Origin of the sequence: Pseudomonas sp. BNK-30, from assembly GCF_047456185.1 — a bacterium.
GTDB lineage: Bacteria > Pseudomonadota > Gammaproteobacteria > Pseudomonadales > Pseudomonadaceae > Aquipseudomonas > Aquipseudomonas putida_E.
On sequence record NZ_CP179904.1, the window covers coordinates 2771587 to 2789178 of the forward strand.

Sequence of the window (17592 nt, forward strand, 5' to 3'; positions counted from 1 at the left end):
CAAGCCCGCCAAGAGGCCAACTCAGGCCCAAGGATCAGGCGGGTTTCATCACCAGTACACCCAGCGGCGGCAGGTTCAGGGCCAGCGAAAGCGGTTGCCCGTGGCTGGCGACCTCGTCACTCTCCACCGCGCCAAGGTTGCCCACATTCGACCCGGCATACAACTCGGCGTCGCTGTTGAGCAGCTCTTGCCAGCGCTCACCGAACGGCACACCAATCCGATACCCCTCGCGCGGTACCGGGGTGAAGTTGGCCACCACCAGCAATGGCTCACCGTTGCTGCTCCAGCGCAGCCAGGCATACACACAGTTTTGCGCGTCATCACCGATCAGCCACTGGAAACCTTGCGGCTGGCAATCTTGCTCATGCAATGCCGGCAGGTCACGGTACAGCCGGTTCAGGTCACCCACCAGGCGTTGCACGCCCTGGTGCTCGGGGTACTGCAGCAGGTACCAGTCCAACTGGTGGTCATGGTTCCATTCCCGCCATTGGCCGAACTCACAGCCCATGAACAACAGCTTCTTGCCCGGGTGAGTCCACATGAAGGTCAGGTAAGCCCGTAGGTTGGCGAACTTCTGCCAACGATCACCGGGCATCTTGTCGATCAGCGAATGCTTGCCGTGCACCACTTCATCGTGGGAAATGGGCAGGATGAAATGTTCGGAATAGGCATAGATCAGGCCGAAGCTCATCTCGTTGTGGTGATAGCTGCGGTGCACCGGGTCGTTCTGGATGTAGTGCAGGGTGTCGTGCATCCAGCCCATGTTCCACTTGTAGGCGAAGCCCAGGCCACCTTGCTGGGTGGGCTGGCTGACACCCGGCCAGGCAGTGGATTCTTCGGCGATGATCAGCGCGCCCGGCGCTTCATGGGCGGCCACACCGTTGAGGTGGCGGATGAAATCGATGGCCTCCAGGTTCTCGCGCCCACCATGGCGGTTGGGCACCCATTCGCCAGCCTTGCGCGAATAGTCGCGGTACAGCATCGAGGCCACCGCATCGACCCGCAAGCCATCGATATGGAAGTGCTTGAGCCAGTGCAGTGCCGAAGCCAGCATGAAACCGCGTACTTCGTTGCGGCCCAGGTTGTAGATCAACGTGTTCCAGTCCTGGTGGAAGCCCTCCAGGGGGTTGTCGTACTCGTAAAGAGCGGTGCCGTCGAAGCGCGCCAGGCCATGCTCGTCCGTAGGGAAATGCGCCGGCACCCAGTCGAGAATCACACCGATACCGCCCTGGTGGCAGGCGTCGATGAACGCGGCAAAGTCTTCTGGCGTGCCGTAGCGCGAGGTCGGCGCGAACATCGACAAGGGCTGGTAGCCCCAGGAGCCACCGAACGGATGCTCCATGATCGGCAGCAACTCGATGTGGGTGAAGTTGAGCTTCTGCACATAGGGCACCAGGCGCTCGGCCAGTTCGCGCCAATTGTAGAAGCGTGACACTTCACCCAGGTCATCCAGCTCGCACTGCCAGGAGCCTGGGTGCAGTTCATAGATCGACAGCGGCGCACTGTAGGCATGGCGCTGGGCGCGGTGTTCCATCCACTCCTGGTCTTGCCATGAATGGCTGAGTTCGCCGGCCACCTTCGATGCGGTGCTGGGCGGCAGCTCAGTGGCGCGGGCAAGCGGGTCGGCCTTCAGCGGCAGCACGCCCTCCTTGCCCAGCACCTCGAATTTGTAGGTTTCGCCTACGCCCAGGCGCGGCACGAACAGTTCCCACACCCCGGCACTGTGCCGTAGGCGCATCGGGTGACGACGGCCGTCCCAATTGTTGAAGTCGCCCACCACCGACACGCGCCGCGCATTGGGCGCCCATACCGAAAAGCACACGCCATGGACGCCGTCGACCTCAATGGGCTGGGCGCCGAAGCGCCCGGACAGGTCGCGGTGGTTGCCCTCGGCAAACAGGTGGAGGTCCATGTCGCCCAATTGCGGGCCGAAGCTATACGGGTCTTCGGTCACTTGCTCGCCACCGGCCCAGACGATCTGCAGCAGGTACGGCTGTGCATCATCCAGGTGCGCGGTGAACAGCCCGGGCAAGCTGCCCTGCTGCATTTCGGCAAGCACACGCCCGTCATCGCGGGCCAGCACCCGGGCGCTCAGGGCAGTTGGCAGGTAGGCGCGGACCCACAGCCCGCCCGCGCCATCGCCATGGGGGCCAAGTACTGCAAAAGGATCGGCGTGCTCGGCGCGGGCAAGGGCATCGAGCTCCCGCTGCCGAAGGCCACCGTTATCACGCGTGGTTGCATTCATCTATGACTCTCCCCAGGTACTGATCAATCCATGCAAGCCATGCAAAGGCACGGCCAGCCAACTTGGCCGGTTTTCGGCTTCATAAGTAATCTCGTAGGCGGCCTTTTCCAGGCAGAACAGTTCCAGTGCGGCGCGTTCGCCCTCGGCCTGTTGCCAGGCGTGAGGCATGGCGGCGGTGGCCAGGCCATAGGCTTCGACGAAGGCATGGCGCGACTGGTGCAGGTACTGCCGGGCGACCCGCTGACGAGCCTGCCGTGCCGCCTCGGAAGCGTCTACCGCCGAGGCGCTGCGCAGGATCATCGCAGCAGCATAGTCGAAGGATCGCAACACGCCGCTGACATCCTTGTACGGGCTGTGCTTGGCCCGCCGCTCTTGCAGCGCACGCGAAGGCTCGCCTTCGAAATCGATGAGGTAGGCATCCCCTTGCACCACCAGCACCTGACCCAGGTGCAGGTCGCCGTGAACCCGCATCAGCAGGCCACCCTGGGCCTGCCTGGCCAGGTTTGCGATGTGCTGGGCAAGGCCTTCCCGTTGCTGTTGCAGGTCGTCGACCAACGCCTGGCTGTCGTTGTCCAGGTTGTCGCGGTGCTGCGCCAGCAAGTCCAGGGCATGGCAGAGCTCGCTGCTGATCTGTTGTGCCCAGCGCTCGCTGTCTTCGCCATCGCTGCTGCGCGGCCGGAAGGCGGGGTCGTCGGTCGGGGCGGCCAGCAACAGATGCATCTCGCCCAGACGCTGGCCAAGCAAGGCAGCAAAACCGTTGAGCTCGGCCAGTGCGTCGGTATGCGCTTCACCATCGTTGCTGGATGGCTCCATCTCGTCGCGGATGGCCCGCTCCAGCGTGTTCTGGGTCCAGGCCCAGGCGTCGCCCTGGTTACTCAGATAACCCTGGGCGATCATCAGCAGGTGCGGTGCGTCCATTTCATCCACCCGGCTGACCCAGGCCAGCAGTGGCGAGATATTGGCGAACCCGGCGGCGGTGAGGTAGGCGCTCATTTCCAGCTCCGGGTGAACCCCCGGGTTGACCCGGCGGATCAGCTTGAGCACCACGCGATCGCCCACCACTACCGAACTGTTGGACTGCTCGGCGCTCAGGTAGCGCACAGCGCTGTCTTCATCGAGGCCCAGGCTGGCCAGCGGTTCGGTGCAGTGGAAGCGCAGCTCGCCCTGGCCATTGCCACAGGGCAGGCGCAGGCCGTCCTGGCAGGCGCGCAGCACAGCGCGAATGAAGGGTTCGAGCACAAAGGCATCGGTGATCAGGCCCACCTGACGGCCACGGCGTACCCGCGACAGCGCCAGTTGTTGCGGCAACGCGCTGCTGATCTGGTCTTCAGGCAGCAGCCCGAACGGCAACTGGTAACGGTTGGCCACGCCATCGCCCAGCACTTCGATTTCGCTGAGCAGCACGGGTGTCGTGGCGGTGCCCAAGCGCACGCCGTAACACAGGCGCACCTGGTCGACAGGCCCTTCCTTGCCGGCGAACCAGCGCCGTTTGGGCAGGTATTGCGGCAGAATCGCGCCTTGCAATGTATCGCTCGAAGGCGTTTCGAGCAGCTCTTCCATGCGTTTGCGCAGCACTAGCGTAGTCAATTCCGGCAACCCCTCGGTAGCTTGAACATGCCAGCTGGGCATGCGGTCGTGCGCTGCCAGCAAGAACCAGTAGAAGGCATAAGGCGGCAACGTCAGCAGGAACGGCAGCTGGCCGATCGGCGGGAAGGCGCTGCCGCCGAGCATCTCCACTGGCACCTTGTCGGCGTACTGGGACAATTCAAGTTCTGCGGCCTGCGCCGCACGCGACACATTGGCAACACACAGAATGACTTCGCTGTTGCCCTCGGCATCGGTGTACTCGCGGATGTACGCCAGGATGCGGCGATTGCTCGGGGTGAGCGTACGCAAGGTGCCGCGGCCGAAGGCTTTCTGCTGGTTGCGCACCGCCAGCAGGCGGCGGTTCCAGTTGAGCAGCGAATGCGGGTCGTGGGCCTGCGCCTCGACGTTGACAGTCTGGTAGCCGTACAGCGGGTCCATGATCGGCGGCAGTACCAGGCGCTGCGGGTCGGCCTTGGAGAAACCGCCGTTGCGGTCCGGCGACCACTGCATGGGGGTACGCACACCGTCACGGTCGCCCAGGTAGATGTTGTCGCCCATGCCCAGTTCGTCACCGTAGTACAGGGTCGGCGTGCCGGGCATCGACAGCAGCAGGCTGGTGAGCAGCTCGATGCGCCGGCGGTCGCGTTGCAGCAACGGCGCCAGGCGGCGGCGAATACCCAGGTTGATGCGCGCGCGACGGTCTTGGGCGTAGTAGTTCCACAGGTAGTCGCGCTCGCGGTCGGTGACCATCTCCAGGGTCAGCTCATCGTGGTTGCGCAGGAAGATGGCCCACTGGCAATTGGCCGGGATTTCCGGGGTCTGGCGCAGGATGTCGGTGATTGGGAAGCGGTCTTCCATGGCCAAGGCCATGTACATGCGCGGCATCAGCGGGAAGTGGAAGGCCATGTGGCACTCGTCGCCATCGCCTTCGCCAAAGTACGGGCGCGTGTCCTCGGGCCACTGATTGGCCTCGGCGAGCAGCATGCGGTCGGGGTAATTGGCATCGATCTCGGCACGAATCGCCTTGAGCACCTTGTGGGTCTCGGGGAGGTTCTCGTTGTTGGTACCATCGCGCTCGATGAGGTAGGGGATGGCGTCCAGGCGCAAGCCGTCGACGCCCAGGTCCAGCCAGAAGCGCATCACCCCGATCACGGCCTTGAGCACTTGCGGGTTGTCGAAATTCAGGTCCGGCTGGTGCGAGTAGAAGCGGTGCCAGAAGTACTGGCCGGCCACCGGGTCCCAGGTCCAGTTGGACTTCTCGGTGTCGAGGAAGATGATCCGCGTACCGTCGTATTGCTGGTCGTCATCCGACCACACGTAGAAGTCGCGGGCCTTGCTGCCGCGCTTGGCATGGCGGGCGCGCTGGAACCAGGGGTGCTGGTCGCTGGTGTGGTTGATGACCAGCTCGGTAATCACCCGCAACCCGCGCTTGTGCGCCTCGGCGATGAAACGCTTGGCATCGGCCATGCTGCCGTAGTCGGGATGTACGGCTTTGTATTCAGCGATGTCATAACCGTCGTCGCGCCGTGGCGAGGGGTAGAACGGCAACAGCCAGAGGGTGTTGACGCCAAGATCGGCGATGTAGTCGAGCTTGCTGATCAGGCCGGCGAAGTCACCTATACCGTCGTTGTTGGCATCGAAGAACGACTTGATGTGCAGCTGGTAGATCACGGCGTCCTTGTACCACAGCGGGTCGTCGAGGAAGGCTGCCGGGCGGGAACGCTTGGCCATGTGCGACTCCTTTCAATTGCGGGTTCAGCGCCGCCCAGGGGCTTATCGGGCCTTTTCTATGCGCCAGATACCAAATGGCTGATGCCACGGTTCGATACGCATCCATTGGGTCTTGCCATGCCAGGTCCAGCGGTGGCCGTTCATCAGGTCTTCGCCCAGGGTGTCGGCGTCATCGTCCAGCCCCAGCTCCCACAGCGGCAGTTCGAAGCTGGCCTCCTGGGCGTTGTGCGGGTCGAGGCTGACCGCTATCAGGATGTAGTTGTCGCGCTCGGGCGTGCGCTTGGCGAAATACAGGATGTTGTCGTTCCAGCAGTTGAAGAACGCCACGCCCAGGTGCGTCTGCAGGGCGCGGTTCTGCCGGCGGATGCGATTGAGTTGGGCGATTTCGGCAATGATGTTGCCGGGCTGGGTAAAATCGCGCGGGCGGATCTCGTACTTCTCCGAATCCAGGTACTCTTCCTTGCCCGGCAGGGGTGTGCCTTCGCACAGCTCGAAGCCCGAGTACATGCCCCACAGCCCCGACCCCATGGTCGCCAGCGCGGCGCGGATCAGAAACCCCGCACGGCCGCTGGTGTGCAGGAAGAACGGGTTGATGTCCGGCGTGTTGACGAAGAAGTTGGGCCGGTAGCACAGGCTCCAGGGCGGCTGATTGAGCTGCTCGAAATACTCGCGCAGTTCCTGTTTGGTATTGCGCCAGGTGAAATAGGTGTAGCTCTGGGCGTAACCCACCTTGCCCAGGCGCGCCATCATCGCCGGTTTGGTGAAGGCTTCAGCCAGGAAGATCACGTCCGGGTACTGGCTGCGCACATTGGCGATCAACCATTGCCAGAACGGCAGCGGTTTGGTGTGCGGGTTGTCGACGCGGAAGGTCTTTACCCCCTCCTCGACCCAGCCCACCACCACATCGCGCAGGGCCAGCCACAGCGACGGCACGGCGTCAGCGGCGTAGAAATCGACGTTGACGATGTCCTGGTACTTCTTCGGCGGGTTTTCGGCATAGCGGATGGTGCCGTCGGGGCGCCAGCTGAACCAGCCGGGATGTTCCTTGAGCCACGGGTGGTCCTGGGAGCACTGGATGGCGAAGTCCAGGGCGATCTCCAGCCCGTGCTCGGCGGCGGCGGCCACTAGGCGGCGGAAGTCCTCCCGGGTGCCCAGCTGCGGGTGTATGGCATCGTGCCCGCCCTCGGGGCTGCCGATGGCGTAGGGGCTGCCCGGGTCGTTGGGCTCAGCACGCAAGGCATTGTTGCGGCCCTTGCGGTGCTGCTTGCCGATCGGATGAATGGGCGGGAAATACAGCACGTCAAAGCCCATGTCACGAATCATCGGCAAACGCTCGTGAACGTCGTTGAAGGTACCGTGGCGCTCAGGGCTGTCGGTGATCGAACGCGGGAACAGCTCGTACCAGCTGGCGAACTGCGCGGCCGGGCGGTCGACATCGACCGGGAATTCGCGGCTGCAGGTGAGGTAGCTGCGGTGCTCGGCCTCGGTCATCAGGCGCGACGCCTGCGCATCCAGCAGCAGCGCCACCTGGTCAGCCTGGGCCAACGTGGGCAACTGAGCCTGCAGTGCCTCGATCTGCTTGCGCAGTTCGCCCTCGCTGCGCTCTGCGCCTTTGCCGAGCAGCTGGCGGCCCTCTTCCAGTTCCAGCTTCACGTCGACGCCGGCGTGGAACTTCTTCTCCAGGTCGTGGCAATAAGTGGCGAACGGATCGATCCAGGCCTCGATACTGAACAGGTGCGGGCCGAGTTCGGTGGGGGTGAATTCGGCCAGCCACAGGTCGTTGCCCGGCGAATGCATGGGCACGCAGTGCCAGCGCCGGCCATGGGCCTGCCGCCATTTGAGCATCACAGCCAGGCGATCGTGGCCATCGCTGTAGACCTTGCTGCTGACTGCAACCGGCAGGCCGCTGATGGCCTTGACGGCGAAACCGCCACCGTCAAGTGCGGGCTGGGTATCCTCGATCACGATGCGCGGCGCCAGCAGCGCCTGGGACAGGCTGATGGCCTGGTCGGGGTGATCGTTCGCCATTGGTACGCTTTCGAAGGGCTCGTTGCGCGACATCGGTCCTGGCTCCCTGTTGGCATTGGCGGTAAGGGTTCAGAGCCATCGTCCACGCAGGGGGTTCAAAAAAATTGAGCAAACGGCGCAGCCACGTATCAAAGCCTGCACCACCCTCTCATTCACCCTGCGAGGTCAGGCCATGAACATTCCCATTCCACCAGAGACACCCGACCCCAACATCGACGACCCGAGCCTGCCGCCGCCCGTGCCGGAAGAGGACCCGGACGAGCTGCCGATCAAGCCGACCGAGCCGCCGACGGTCGGCGACCCGCCGAGCCAGGAGCCACCGGTGAAGGCTTAAGGATAGACGAGGGAAAGCGATGCACCTGCAACGGTGCTGCCGGCCGTGCACGGGTATCACTCGGCGCGGCCAGCGCCCTGGCTGAATTACCCAGCCGGTACTGCTGAAAGCGAGGCCGCGCTGATTTCGCGCATCTTGAACTTCTGCACCTTGCCGGTCACCGTCATGGGAAACTCGTCAACGAAACAGAAGTGCCGTGGCACCTTGTAGTGCGCGATGCGCGCCTTGCACCAGCCCTGCAACTCTTCAGCCGTTGCGCTGTGGCCGGGATGCAACTTGATCCAGGCCACCACTTCCTCGCCATACCTATCGCACGGGATGCCGATCACCTGGGCGTCCGCCACTGCAGGGTGGGTATAGAAGAACTCCTCGAGCTCGCGCGGATAAATGTTTTCGCCACCGCGAATGATCATGTCCTTGTTGCGCCCGACGATGCGCACATGGCCATCTTCATCCATCACCGCCAGGTCGCCCGAGTGCATCCACCCTGCAGGATCGATGGCATCCGCCGTGGCCTGCGGGTTATCCCAGTAACCGAGCATCACGCTGTAGCCACGGGTGCACAATTCGCCGATCTCGCCCCTGGGCACGATGCAGCCGTCGGCATCCACCAGTTTGGTCTCCAGCTGGGGCTGGGTGCGGCCAACCGTGGTCACGCGCAGCTCCAGGTCATCGTCGGGGCCGGTCTGCAGGGACACCGGGCTGGTTTCGGTCATGCCATAGGCAATTTGCACCTGGGCCATGTGCAGTTGGTCGATGACCCGGCGCATGACCTCGATCGGGCAGGTGGCACCGGCCATGATGCCGCTGCGCAGGGTCGAAAGGTCCAGGTGCTGGCGCGACGGGTGGTCGAGCATGGCGATGAACATGGTCGGCACGCCATAGAGGATGCTGGCGCGCTCTTCGGCGACCGCACGCAGAGTGAGCTCGGCATCGAAGGCGTCGCTGGGGTAGATCATGGTGCTGCCATGGGTGATGCAACCAAGGTTGGCCATGACCATGCCAAAGCAGTGGTACAGCGGTACCGGGATCACCATGCGGTCGGTGCTGGTCAGGCCCAGACTTTCGCCAACCATGAAACCGTTGTTGAGGATGTTGTAATGACTGAGCGTCGCCCCCTTGGGCGCGCCAGTGGTGCCGGAGGTGTACTGGATGTTCACCGGCTGATCGAACTGCAGGCTGCGCTGGCGAGCCTGATAAGCCTCAACAGCCGTCTCCCCTGCCCGCTCGCCCAGCGCATGCCACGCCAGAAAACCTGGGGGCGGGTTGCCGGCCAGGCTGATCACCCCGCGCAGCTCGGGCAGGCGCTCGCTGGCCAAGTCACCGGGCAGCACTGCAGCCAGCCCCGGTATCAGCTCCTTGACCATGGCATGGTAATCGGACGTCTTGAAGGCATCGGCGCACACCAGCCAGCGGCAGCCGGACTGGCGCAACACGTACTCCAGCTCGCCCACCCGGTAGGCCGGGTTGATATTGACCAGAATCGCACCGACCTTGGCGCTGGCCAGCTGCAGGATGCACCACTGGGCGCAGTTGGGTGACCAGATGCCGACCCGGTCCCCCCTGTCGACACCCAGGGCCATCAACGCCCGGGCATGGACATCGACCTGTTCGGCCAACTGCTGCCAGGTGAAACGCAGGCCCTGCTGGCGCACCACCAACGCTTCGCCATCGGCGTAACGGGCCACGGTCGCATCGAAGGCCTGGCCAATGGTCAGGGTCAGCAAGGGTAGGTCCTGACGACCTTGGGTGTAGCTGGGTTGACTCATGGGTGTCCCTTCTTGTGGTTGTTCTGGGCACGGCTCAAGCAAGCGACAAATACTGTGGCGCAGATTTACGTTTACGTAAAGGTGATGACCGGATTGACACCGACGGATCGCAGGTTTACGTTAACGTAAAGGTGAAAACGACATAGCGCTCATAGCCAATGGCTACCGCTTGCTGAGCTACGGTGTTTCCTAATTTCAAGAACAAGAAGGTGCCCCATGCATTACCCCTCCCTGAACTTCGCCCTGGGCGAAACCATCGACATGCTCCGTGACCAGGTGCGCACCTTCGTCGCCGCCGAGCTGGCGCCACGCGCCGCACAGATCGACCACGACAACCTGTTCCCTGCCGACATGTGGCGCAAGTTTGGCGACATGGGCCTGCTGGGCATCACGGTACCGGAAGAATACGGCGGCGCCGGCCTGGGCTACCTGGCCCACGTGGTGTCGATGGAAGAAATCAGCCGTGGCTCAGCCTCGGTGGCGCTGTCCTACGGCGCCCACTCCAACCTGTGCGTCAACCAGATCAACCGCAACGGCACCCATGAGCAGAAGCTCAAGTACCTGCCAAAGCTGATCAGCGGTGAACACATCGGCGCGCTGGCCATGAGCGAGCCAAACGCCGGCTCCGACGTGGTGTCGATGAAACTGCGCGCCGAAAAGCGCGGCGACCGCTACGTGCTCAACGGCAGCAAGACCTGGATCACCAACGGCCCGGATGCCAACACCTACGTGATCTACGCCAAGACCGACCTGGACAAGGGCGCCCACGGCATCACAGCGTTCATTGTCGAGCGCGACTGGCAAGGCTTCAGCCGCAGCAACAAGTTCGACAAGCTGGGCATGCGCGGCTCCAACACCTGCGAGCTGTTTTTCGATGACGTCGAAGTGCCGGAAGAAAACATCCTCGGCCAGCTCAACGGCGGCGTGCGCGTACTGATGAGCGGCCTGGACTACGAGCGCGTGGTGCTCTCCGGTGGCCCCACCGGCATCATGCAAAGCTGCATGGACCTGGTGGTCCCGTACATCCACGACCGCAAGCAGTTCGGCCAGAGCATCGGCGAGTTCCAGTTGATACAGGGCAAGATCGCCGACATGTACACCCAACTGAACGCCAGCCGCGCCTACCTGTACGCCGTGGCCCAGGCCTGCGACCGTGGCGAGACCACACGCAAGGACGCCGCCGGGGTGATCCTGTACACGGCGGAGCGCGCCACGCAGATGGCCCTGGAAGCGATCCAGATTCTCGGCGGCAACGGCTACATCAATGAATTCCCGGCGGGCCGCTTGCTGCGCGACGCCAAGCTGTACGAGATCGGCGCCGGCACCAGCGAAATCCGCCGGATGCTGATCGGCCGCGAACTGTTCAACGAAACCCGCTGAGCACAAGGGACGGGCGCACATGGCTACCTTGCACACCCAGATCAACCCGCGTTCGGCGGAATTCGCCGGCAACAGCGCGGCCATGCTCGAACAGGTCCAGGCCCTGCGCGGCCTGCTCGCCCACATTGCCCAAGGCGGCGGGCCCAAGGCCCAAGAACGGCACACCTCCAGGGGCAAACTGCTACCGCGTGAGCGTATCGATCGCCTGCTGGACCCGGGCTCGCCATTTCTCGAAATCGGCCAGCTGGCCGCCCATGAGGTGTACGGCGAAGACGTGCCCGCTGCCGGCGTCATCGCGGGCATCGGCCGTGTCGAAGGCGTGGAATGCATGATCGTGGCCAACGACGCCACCGTAAAAGGCGGTTCGTACTACCCGCTGACGGTCAAAAAGCACCTGCGTGCGCAAACCATCGCCCAGCAGAACCGTCTGCCATGCATCTACCTGGTGGACTCCGGCGGCGCCAACCTGCCGCGCCAGGATGAAGTGTTCCCCGACCGCGAACATTTCGGGCGGATCTTCTTCAACCAGGCCAACATGAGCGCGCTGGGCATCCCGCAGATCGCCGTGGTCATGGGCTCGTGCACCGCAGGCGGCGCCTATGTGCCGGCCATGGCCGACGAAGCGATCATGGTCCGCCAGCAGGCGACCATCTTCCTGGCGGGCCCGCCACTGGTGAAAGCCGCCACAGGTGAGGTGGTGAGCGCCGAAGACCTCGGCGGTGCCGATGTGCACTGCCGCACCAGCGGCGTGGCCGACCATTATGCCGACAATGACGAGCACGCCCTGGCCATCGCCCGGCGCAGCGTGGCCAACCTCAACTGGCACAAGCTGGGCAAGCTGCAGTGCCTGGCCCCGGTGGCGCCACTGTATGCCGCCGACGAGTTGTATGGCGTGGTACCGGCGGATGCCAAGCAACCGTTCGACGTACGCGAGGTCATTGCGCGGCTGGTCGATGGCTCGGTGTTCGATGAATTCAAGGCACTGTTCGGCACCACACTGGTGTGCGGCTTTGCCCACCTGCACGGCTACCCGGTGGCGATACTGGCCAACAACGGCATCCTGTTCGCCGAAGCCGCGCAAAAAGGCGCGCACTTCATCGAACTGGCCTGCCAACGCGGCATCCCGCTGCTGTTCCTGCAAAACATCACCGGCTTCATGGTCGGCAAGAAGTACGAAGAAGGCGGCATCGCCAAGCACGGCGCCAAGCTGGTCACCGCCGTGGCCTGCGCCCAGGTGCCGAAGTTCACGGTGATCATCGGTGGCAGCTTTGGCGCTGGCAACTACGGCATGTGTGGCCGCGCCTATGATCCGCGCTTCCTGTGGATGTGGCCCAATGCGCGGATTGGCGTGATGGGGGCCGAACAGGCCGCCGGGGTGCTGGCCCAGGTCAAGCGCGAGCAGAGCGAACGCAGCGGCCAGGCCTTCAGCGCCGAGGATGAGGCCAGGCTCAAGCAGCCGATTCTCGACCAGTACGAACACCAGGGTCACCCCTACTACTCCAGCGCCCGGCTATGGGACGACGGCGTCATCGACCCGGCGCAGACCCGTGACGTGCTTGGCCTGGCGTTGTCCGCCGCGCTGAACGCACCGATCGAACAGAGCCGCTTCGGCATTTTCCGGATGTGACCCATGAGCGATTTCAGCACCCTCGAAGTGATCCGTGACCCGCGCGGCTTCGCCACCCTGTGGCTGAGCCGCGAGGACAAGAACAACGCATTCAATGCACAGATGATCCGCGAGCTGATCGTCGCCCTCGGGCAACTGGCCGACGACGCCAGCCTGCGCTTCATGCTGCTGCGCTGCCGTGGCCGCCATTTCAGCGCTGGCGCAGACCTGGCGTGGATGCAGCAATCGGCACAACTGGACTTCAACACCAACCTGGATGACGCCCGTGAACTGGGCGAACTGATGTACGCCCTGCATCGCCTGAAGGTACCCACCCTGGCCGTTGTCCAGGGGGCGGCCTTTGGCGGCGCCTTGGGGTTGATCAGTTGCTGCGACATGGCCATCGGCGCCGAGGATGCGCAGCTGTGCCTGTCCGAAGTGCGCATCGGCCTGGCCCCGGCGGTGATCAGCCCGTTCGTGGTCAAGGCCATCGGTGAGCGTACCGCGCGCCGTTATGCCCTGACCGCCGAACGCTTCAGCGGCGTACGGGCCCGGGAACTGGGCCTGTTGGCAGAGGTGTACCCGGCCAGTGAGCTGGAAGTGCAGGTACAGGCCTGGGTAGACAACCTCTTGCAAAACAGCCCGCAGGCACTGCGCGCCACCAAGGACCTGCTGCGCGAAGTCGATGACGGTGAGCTCAGCCCTGCCCTGCGCCGCTACTGTGAAAACGCCATTGCTCGTATCCGTGTCAGCGCCGAAGGCCAGGAGGGCCTGCGCGCCTTCCTGGAAAAACGTCGCCCCGCCTGGCAAACCGAGCCCAACAAGGAGCCGCGCCCATGAGCCGCACGCCATTGACCACCCTGCTGGTCGCCAACCGTGGGGAAATCGCCTGCCGGGTGATGCGCACCGCCAAGGCCATGGGCCTGACCACCGTGGCCGTGCACAGCGCCACCGACCGCGACGCCCGCCACAGCCGCGAGGCGGATATCCGTGTCGACCTGGGCTGCAGCAAGGCCGCTGACAGTTACCTGGTGATCGACAAGCTGCTCGCAGCGGCCAAAGCCAGCGGCGCCCAGGCCATTCACCCAGGCTACGGCTTTCTTTCGGAGAACGCAGGGTTTGCCCGTGCCATCGAGGACGCCGGGCTGATCTTCCTTGGCCCGCCGGCCAGCGCCATTGATGCAATGGGCAGCAAATCGGCAGCCAAGGCGCTGATGGAAGCGGCCGGCGTACCGCTGGTGCCGGGTTATCACGGCGACGCCCAAGACCTGGAAACCTTCCGCGCCGCCGCAGAGCGCATCGGCTACCCGGTGCTGCTCAAGGCCAGCGCCGGGGGTGGTGGCAAGGGCATGAAAGTGGTGGAGGAAGAAAGCCAGCTGGCCGACGCCCTCGCCTCGGCCCAGCGTGAAGCGCAGTCGTCGTTCGGCGATGCGCGCATGCTGGTGGAAAAGTACGTGCTCAAGCCCCGCCACGTCGAGATCCAGGTGTTCGCCGATCAGCACGGCAACTGCCTGTACCTTAATGAGCGCGACTGCTCGATCCAGCGCCGCCATCAGAAAGTAGTCGAGGAAGCGCCTGCGCCGGGGCTCTCCCCTGAATTGCGGCGGGCCATGGGCGAAGCGGCGGTGCGCGCCGCCCAGGCCATCGGTTATGTCGGTGCCGGCACCGTGGAGTTTCTGCTCGATGCCCGTGGCGAGTTCTTCTTCATGGAGATGAATACCCGCCTGCAGGTAGAGCACCCGGTGACCGAAGCTATCACCGGCCTGGACCTGGTGGCCTGGCAGATCCGCGTCGCCTGCGGCGAGCCGCTGCCGATTACCCAGGCGCAGGTGCCGCTGATCGGCCATGCTATCGAGGTGCGCCTGTATGCCGAAGACCCGGCCAATGAGTTTCTGCCGGCTACAGGCACCCTGACGCTGTACCGCGAGTCGGCACCTGGCGAAGGTCGCCGGGTGGACAGCGGGGTAAGCGAGGGAGACCAAGTCTCATCCTTTTATGACCCCATGCTGGGCAAGCTGATCGCCTGGGGCGAAAACCGTGAACAGGCACGCCTGCGCTTGCTGGCGATGCTGGACGAGTTCGCCATCGGCGGGCTGAAGACCAACATTGCCTTCCTGCGCCGCATCCTCGCCCATCCCGCATTCGCGGCGGCCGAGCTGGATACAGGCTTTATTCCACGTCATCAGGAGGTACTGCTGCCGGTACCGCAGCCATTGCCCGCAGGCTTCTGGCAAGCCGCAGGAGAAGCCTGGCTGCAGGGCCAGGCGCCGCATCAGCGTGACGACGATAACCGCTCCCCCTGGGCTGGGCGCACGGGTTTGCGCCTGGGCCTGCCAGCGCACAGCAGCCTGCATTTGCGCAGCGGCGGCGAAAGCCAGGCAGTTACCCTTGAGCACGGCGCTACTTTGGCCTGGCAGCTGGACGGCGAACAGCTCGGGCATGATCAAGGCGGCGTGCGCAGGCGTTACCTGGCAGTGCGCCGCGGTGGCACGCTATACCTGCGCTGGGATGGTGAAATGCATGCCATCGAGGCCTTCGACCCGATCGCCGAGGCCGAAGCCAGCCACAGCCATCAGGGCGGGCTGGGCGCGCCCATGAATGGCAGCATCGTGCGGGTACTGGTGGAGCCGGGCCAGGCGGTGGAAGCAGGGACTGCGCTGGTGGTGCTGGAGGCGATGAAAATGGAACACAGCATCCGCGCTCCGCAGGGTGGGACGGTGAAGGCGTTGTTTTGCCAGGAAGGGGATATGGTCAGCGAAGGGACGGTGCTGGTCGAACTGGTGGAGTGATGCAAGCAAGGGCCGCTTTGCGGCCCCGGCAATCTAGAAGGAGCCGTGCACCCGCACAACCACCCCGAGAAACTCACACCCTGGCTCACACAAAACCGTCGGATAACGGGTATTCAGGGGCTTGAGCATCCGCTCCCCACCCTCTTCGATCAATTGCCGCAAGACCGCCAAGCGCCCCGGCTGCCTGGCAATCACCAACTTGCCCGGCTGCGCCTCGAGCCCCGTATCGATCAGGATACGCATACCTTCCGGCACGCTCTTGCCACTGGCGGCGTTCATCGAGTCGTTTTCCACTGCCAGCCAAAATGCATTACCCGCCGGCATATAGTCAGTCTGTTCGTGCAGGTCGCTCTTTTCAGGTAAAGGCCCCTGCAGATCAGCCCAGCTCAGCACAGGGAAACGGAAGCTTGCATAACGCAGCGCCTCAACCGACAAAGGCCGTGCGGGGCCGTAGGTGCCCCTGGATTCACGCGTGAGGTCATTGACCTCACGTTCAACCACCATGACCTGGGCCTCCAGGTACACCAACCCGAGCTTTTCCAGTTTCTCGTTGATGGTGATCAGCGTTGGCCGCCGCGTCCCACGCAGCCAATGGCCCACGCCGCCCTGAGTCATGCCCAGACGTTCGGCCAGCTTGAGCTGGCTGAGATTATGTTCGCGCTTGTAGCGCTTGAGAAATGCGTTCCAGTTTTCCATGAGCGGCAACAATACGGACTGTATTAGCCGCTTCAATACACACTCTGAATTATTTGTGACAGGATTAATAGTACAGATTGACCTATGCTCTGATTTCATTGTGTTTGAAGGGAAATCAGAAGGTATCGCGATGAAACCACCGAAAAACGACGAAACAGAACTCGACAGCGAAGCAGCCCGCCGCGCCCTCGACTACTACCTCAACCCCAACCCGCCGCGCCCCAGCATCGACAACAAGATCTGGACACTCCACGAAGGCGTCACCGCAGACCAGGCCCAGGAGCACGCCATCGCGCTGCTGCGCTGCGCGGCCGCCACCGCCCATGAAACCGCCACCCATCAGGAAGGCAGCCACCGCGAGCTGACCTTTGCACTGATGCACATGATGGACATGGCCAGGGCGCTGCTGGAGCACAAGCGGACCGTGCAGAGCGGTCTTTAGACTGGAACTGGAATAGGGAGAGACGTGGTGGCCAGGTAACGGCAAGGGGCCCCGATTGCCGGGACAAGGGAGTGCTCCAGCAAAAGTTTTTACCGGATAGGTGAAAAATCATTTGACTGGCAAATGATAACGATTATTATTGCACTCAGCTGATCGCGAGATCTGCTGGATAACCTGGAGCTTAGGTCGCTCTCAGATTATCTCCTCATCAGGCTAATCACGGTTTTTGACCCGGCTTTTTGCCGGGTCTTTTTTTTGGCTCTTCAGGCTAATGAAGATCTTTGATGGCCGCGATGATAGCAAAAGTGTGTCAGGGCGTGAACGCTCATTACAAAACTTTGCGGAATCAGCACTTGAGAATCAATCTCGTTTCTACTAAGCTGGTTTCGCATCACGGAAGATGCCCCCACCCCTACTCTTGAGCAAGGAGCTGACCATGAGCCGCCTGCTGCTGCCTTTTGAGCACCCAACGCCCGCTACCGGCCACGACGCCGAGGATGCCCTGCTGCACGGGCTCAAGCGCTTGCCACGCCGCGTTCAGCAAGTGTTCCTGCTCAATCGCCTGGACCAGCTGGACTTCGCCGTTATCGCCAGGCGCCTCGACTTGCCCTTGCTGAGCATCGAACGGCACATGAACCAGGCCCTGCAAACGGCCCGCCCGCACGGTGATGCTGTGGCCAGCGCTGCCAGCCAATGGTATGTACGGTTGCAGAGCCCTGAGGTCACCACCTGCGAGCGCATTGATTTTCGGCGCTGGCTGGACGCCGATGCAGCGCACCTGCAAGCCTTCCATGACACCGAACTGCGCTGGCGCAGCCTGCTCGCCCCAGCGAGGGAGCTGGGGCACGATGGCTGGTATCGGCAAGGGCGAGCGGCGATTTCGTTGGGTGGGTGTTCGATTGCAGTAGGGCTGGGCGTGGCGGCGCTGGTGCTGTTTGGCTACTGGGCGTAAGCCGTCAGGGTCGGCAGGATGCAAAGCCAGTAC

Annotated in this window: 12 protein-coding genes; 7 read left to right on the forward strand and 5 right to left on the reverse strand. The window is 63.4% G+C overall.

Annotated features, from left to right (window positions below; genetic code table 11):
* Positions 1-34 precede the first annotated feature (34 nt).
* Genes glgB through ACMGGN_RS12975 form a run of 3 tightly spaced genes read right to left on the reverse strand, consistent with a single transcriptional unit; the run spans position 35 to position 7624 of the window.
* Complete coding sequence (gene glgB, locus ACMGGN_RS12965) at positions 35-2245, reverse strand: 1,4-alpha-glucan branching protein GlgB (RefSeq protein ID WP_115275329.1); 2211 nt, start codon at positions 2243-2245, stop codon at positions 35-37.
* Entirely contained in the window at positions 2246-5563 is a 3318-nt protein-coding gene (gene treS / locus ACMGGN_RS12970) for a maltose alpha-D-glucosyltransferase (protein ID WP_281868565.1), read from the reverse strand.
* A 42-nt stretch (positions 5564-5605) separates the two neighbouring features.
* Positions 5606-7624: an alpha-1,4-glucan--maltose-1-phosphate maltosyltransferase gene (locus tag ACMGGN_RS12975; RefSeq protein ID WP_046787290.1), complete on the reverse strand. Its 2019-nt coding sequence runs from the start codon at positions 7622-7624 to the stop codon at positions 5606-5608.
* Between the two features lie 139 nt (positions 7625-7763).
* Here ACMGGN_RS12975 and ACMGGN_RS12980 point away from each other — a divergent pair, with 139 nt between their 5' ends.
* Positions 7764-7925 carry a hypothetical protein gene (locus tag ACMGGN_RS12980; RefSeq protein ID WP_012313715.1) on the forward strand — a complete coding sequence of 54 codons (162 nt, stop codon included), beginning with the start codon at positions 7764-7766 and terminating at the stop codon, positions 7923-7925.
* Between the two features lie 86 nt (positions 7926-8011).
* Here the strand turns inward: ACMGGN_RS12980 and ACMGGN_RS12985 are convergent, their stop codons facing one another.
* On the reverse strand, positions 8012-9694 hold the full coding sequence (locus tag ACMGGN_RS12985) for an AMP-binding protein (protein ID WP_414156027.1): 1683 nt from the start codon (positions 9692-9694) through the stop codon (positions 8012-8014).
* A 216-nt stretch (positions 9695-9910) separates the two neighbouring features.
* Between ACMGGN_RS12985 and ACMGGN_RS12990 the strand changes: the two genes are divergently transcribed.
* From ACMGGN_RS12990 to ACMGGN_RS13005, 4 genes are read left to right on the forward strand one after another with little or no spacing between them, the layout of a single operon-like run.
* The gene (locus ACMGGN_RS12990) at positions 9911-11074 is read left to right on the forward strand and encodes an isovaleryl-CoA dehydrogenase (RefSeq protein WP_012313713.1); all 1164 of its coding nucleotides are present in this window, start codon (positions 9911-9913) and stop codon (positions 11072-11074) included.
* 19 nt (positions 11075-11093) lie between these two features.
* Positions 11094-12701: a carboxyl transferase domain-containing protein gene (locus tag ACMGGN_RS12995; protein ID WP_119688625.1), complete on the forward strand. Its 1608-nt coding sequence runs from the start codon at positions 11094-11096 to the stop codon at positions 12699-12701.
* A gap of 3 nt (positions 12702-12704) precedes the next feature.
* Positions 12705-13520, forward strand: coding sequence for a gamma-carboxygeranoyl-CoA hydratase (locus tag ACMGGN_RS13000; protein ID WP_414156028.1), 816 nt, complete (start codon positions 12705-12707; stop codon positions 13518-13520).
* Positions 13517-15469 (forward strand): biotin carboxylase N-terminal domain-containing protein, encoded by a 1953-nt coding sequence (locus tag ACMGGN_RS13005; protein ID WP_414156029.1) that lies wholly within the window; start codon positions 13517-13519, stop codon positions 15467-15469. Before ACMGGN_RS13000 ends, ACMGGN_RS13005 begins: the two co-directional genes overlap by 4 nt.
* Positions 15470-15502: 33 nt before the next feature.
* Here ACMGGN_RS13005 and ACMGGN_RS13010 read toward each other — a convergent pair whose 3' ends face one another.
* Complete coding sequence (locus ACMGGN_RS13010; protein WP_046787294.1) at positions 15503-16165, reverse strand: LexA family protein; 663 nt, start codon at positions 16163-16165, stop codon at positions 15503-15505.
* Between the two features lie 130 nt (positions 16166-16295).
* Here ACMGGN_RS13010 and ACMGGN_RS13015 point away from each other — a divergent pair, with 130 nt between their 5' ends.
* Together ACMGGN_RS13015 and ACMGGN_RS13020 are read left to right on the forward strand one after the other, a co-directional pair.
* Positions 16296-16607: a DUF6124 family protein gene (locus ACMGGN_RS13015; protein WP_046787295.1), complete on the forward strand. Its 312-nt coding sequence runs from the start codon at positions 16296-16298 to the stop codon at positions 16605-16607.
* Between the two features lie 436 nt (positions 16608-17043).
* Entirely contained in the window at positions 17044-17559 is a 516-nt protein-coding gene (locus tag ACMGGN_RS13020; protein ID WP_174141627.1) for a DUF4880 domain-containing protein, read from the forward strand.
* The last annotated feature ends 33 nt before the right edge of the window (positions 17560-17592 follow it).

What these genes read in the sequence shown, in the direction of transcription:
- ACMGGN_RS12985 (WP_414156027.1), bottom strand. Translation starts at nt 9,694, where the DNA reads ATGAGTCAACCCAGCTACACCCAAGGTCGTCAGGACCTACCCTTGCTG.
- ACMGGN_RS12990 (WP_012313713.1), top strand. Translation starts at nt 9,911, where the DNA reads ATGCATTACCCCTCCCTGAACTTCGCCCTGGGCGAAACCATCGACATG.
- ACMGGN_RS13010 (WP_046787294.1), bottom strand. Translation starts at nt 16,165, where the DNA reads ATGGAAAACTGGAACGCATTTCTCAAGCGCTACAAGCGCGAACATAAT.
- ACMGGN_RS13015 (WP_046787295.1), top strand. Translation starts at nt 16,296, where the DNA reads ATGAAACCACCGAAAAACGACGAAACAGAACTCGACAGCGAAGCAGCC.
- ACMGGN_RS12975 (WP_046787290.1), bottom strand. Translation starts at nt 7,624, where the DNA reads ATGTCGCGCAACGAGCCCTTCGAAAGCGTACCAATGGCGAACGATCAC.
- ACMGGN_RS13005 (WP_414156029.1), top strand. Translation starts at nt 13,517, where the DNA reads ATGAGCCGCACGCCATTGACCACCCTGCTGGTCGCCAACCGTGGGGAA.
- ACMGGN_RS12980 (WP_012313715.1), top strand. Translation starts at nt 7,764, where the DNA reads ATGAACATTCCCATTCCACCAGAGACACCCGACCCCAACATCGACGAC.
- treS (WP_281868565.1), bottom strand. Translation starts at nt 5,563, where the DNA reads ATGGCCAAGCGTTCCCGCCCGGCAGCCTTCCTCGACGACCCGCTGTGG.
- glgB (WP_115275329.1), bottom strand. Translation starts at nt 2,245, where the DNA reads ATGAATGCAACCACGCGTGATAACGGTGGCCTTCGGCAGCGGGAGCTC.
- ACMGGN_RS13000 (WP_414156028.1), top strand. Translation starts at nt 12,705, where the DNA reads ATGAGCGATTTCAGCACCCTCGAAGTGATCCGTGACCCGCGCGGCTTC.
- ACMGGN_RS13020 (WP_174141627.1), top strand. Translation starts at nt 17,044, where the DNA reads ATGAGCCGCCTGCTGCTGCCTTTTGAGCACCCAACGCCCGCTACCGGC.
- ACMGGN_RS12995 (WP_119688625.1), top strand. Translation starts at nt 11,094, where the DNA reads ATGGCTACCTTGCACACCCAGATCAACCCGCGTTCGGCGGAATTCGCC.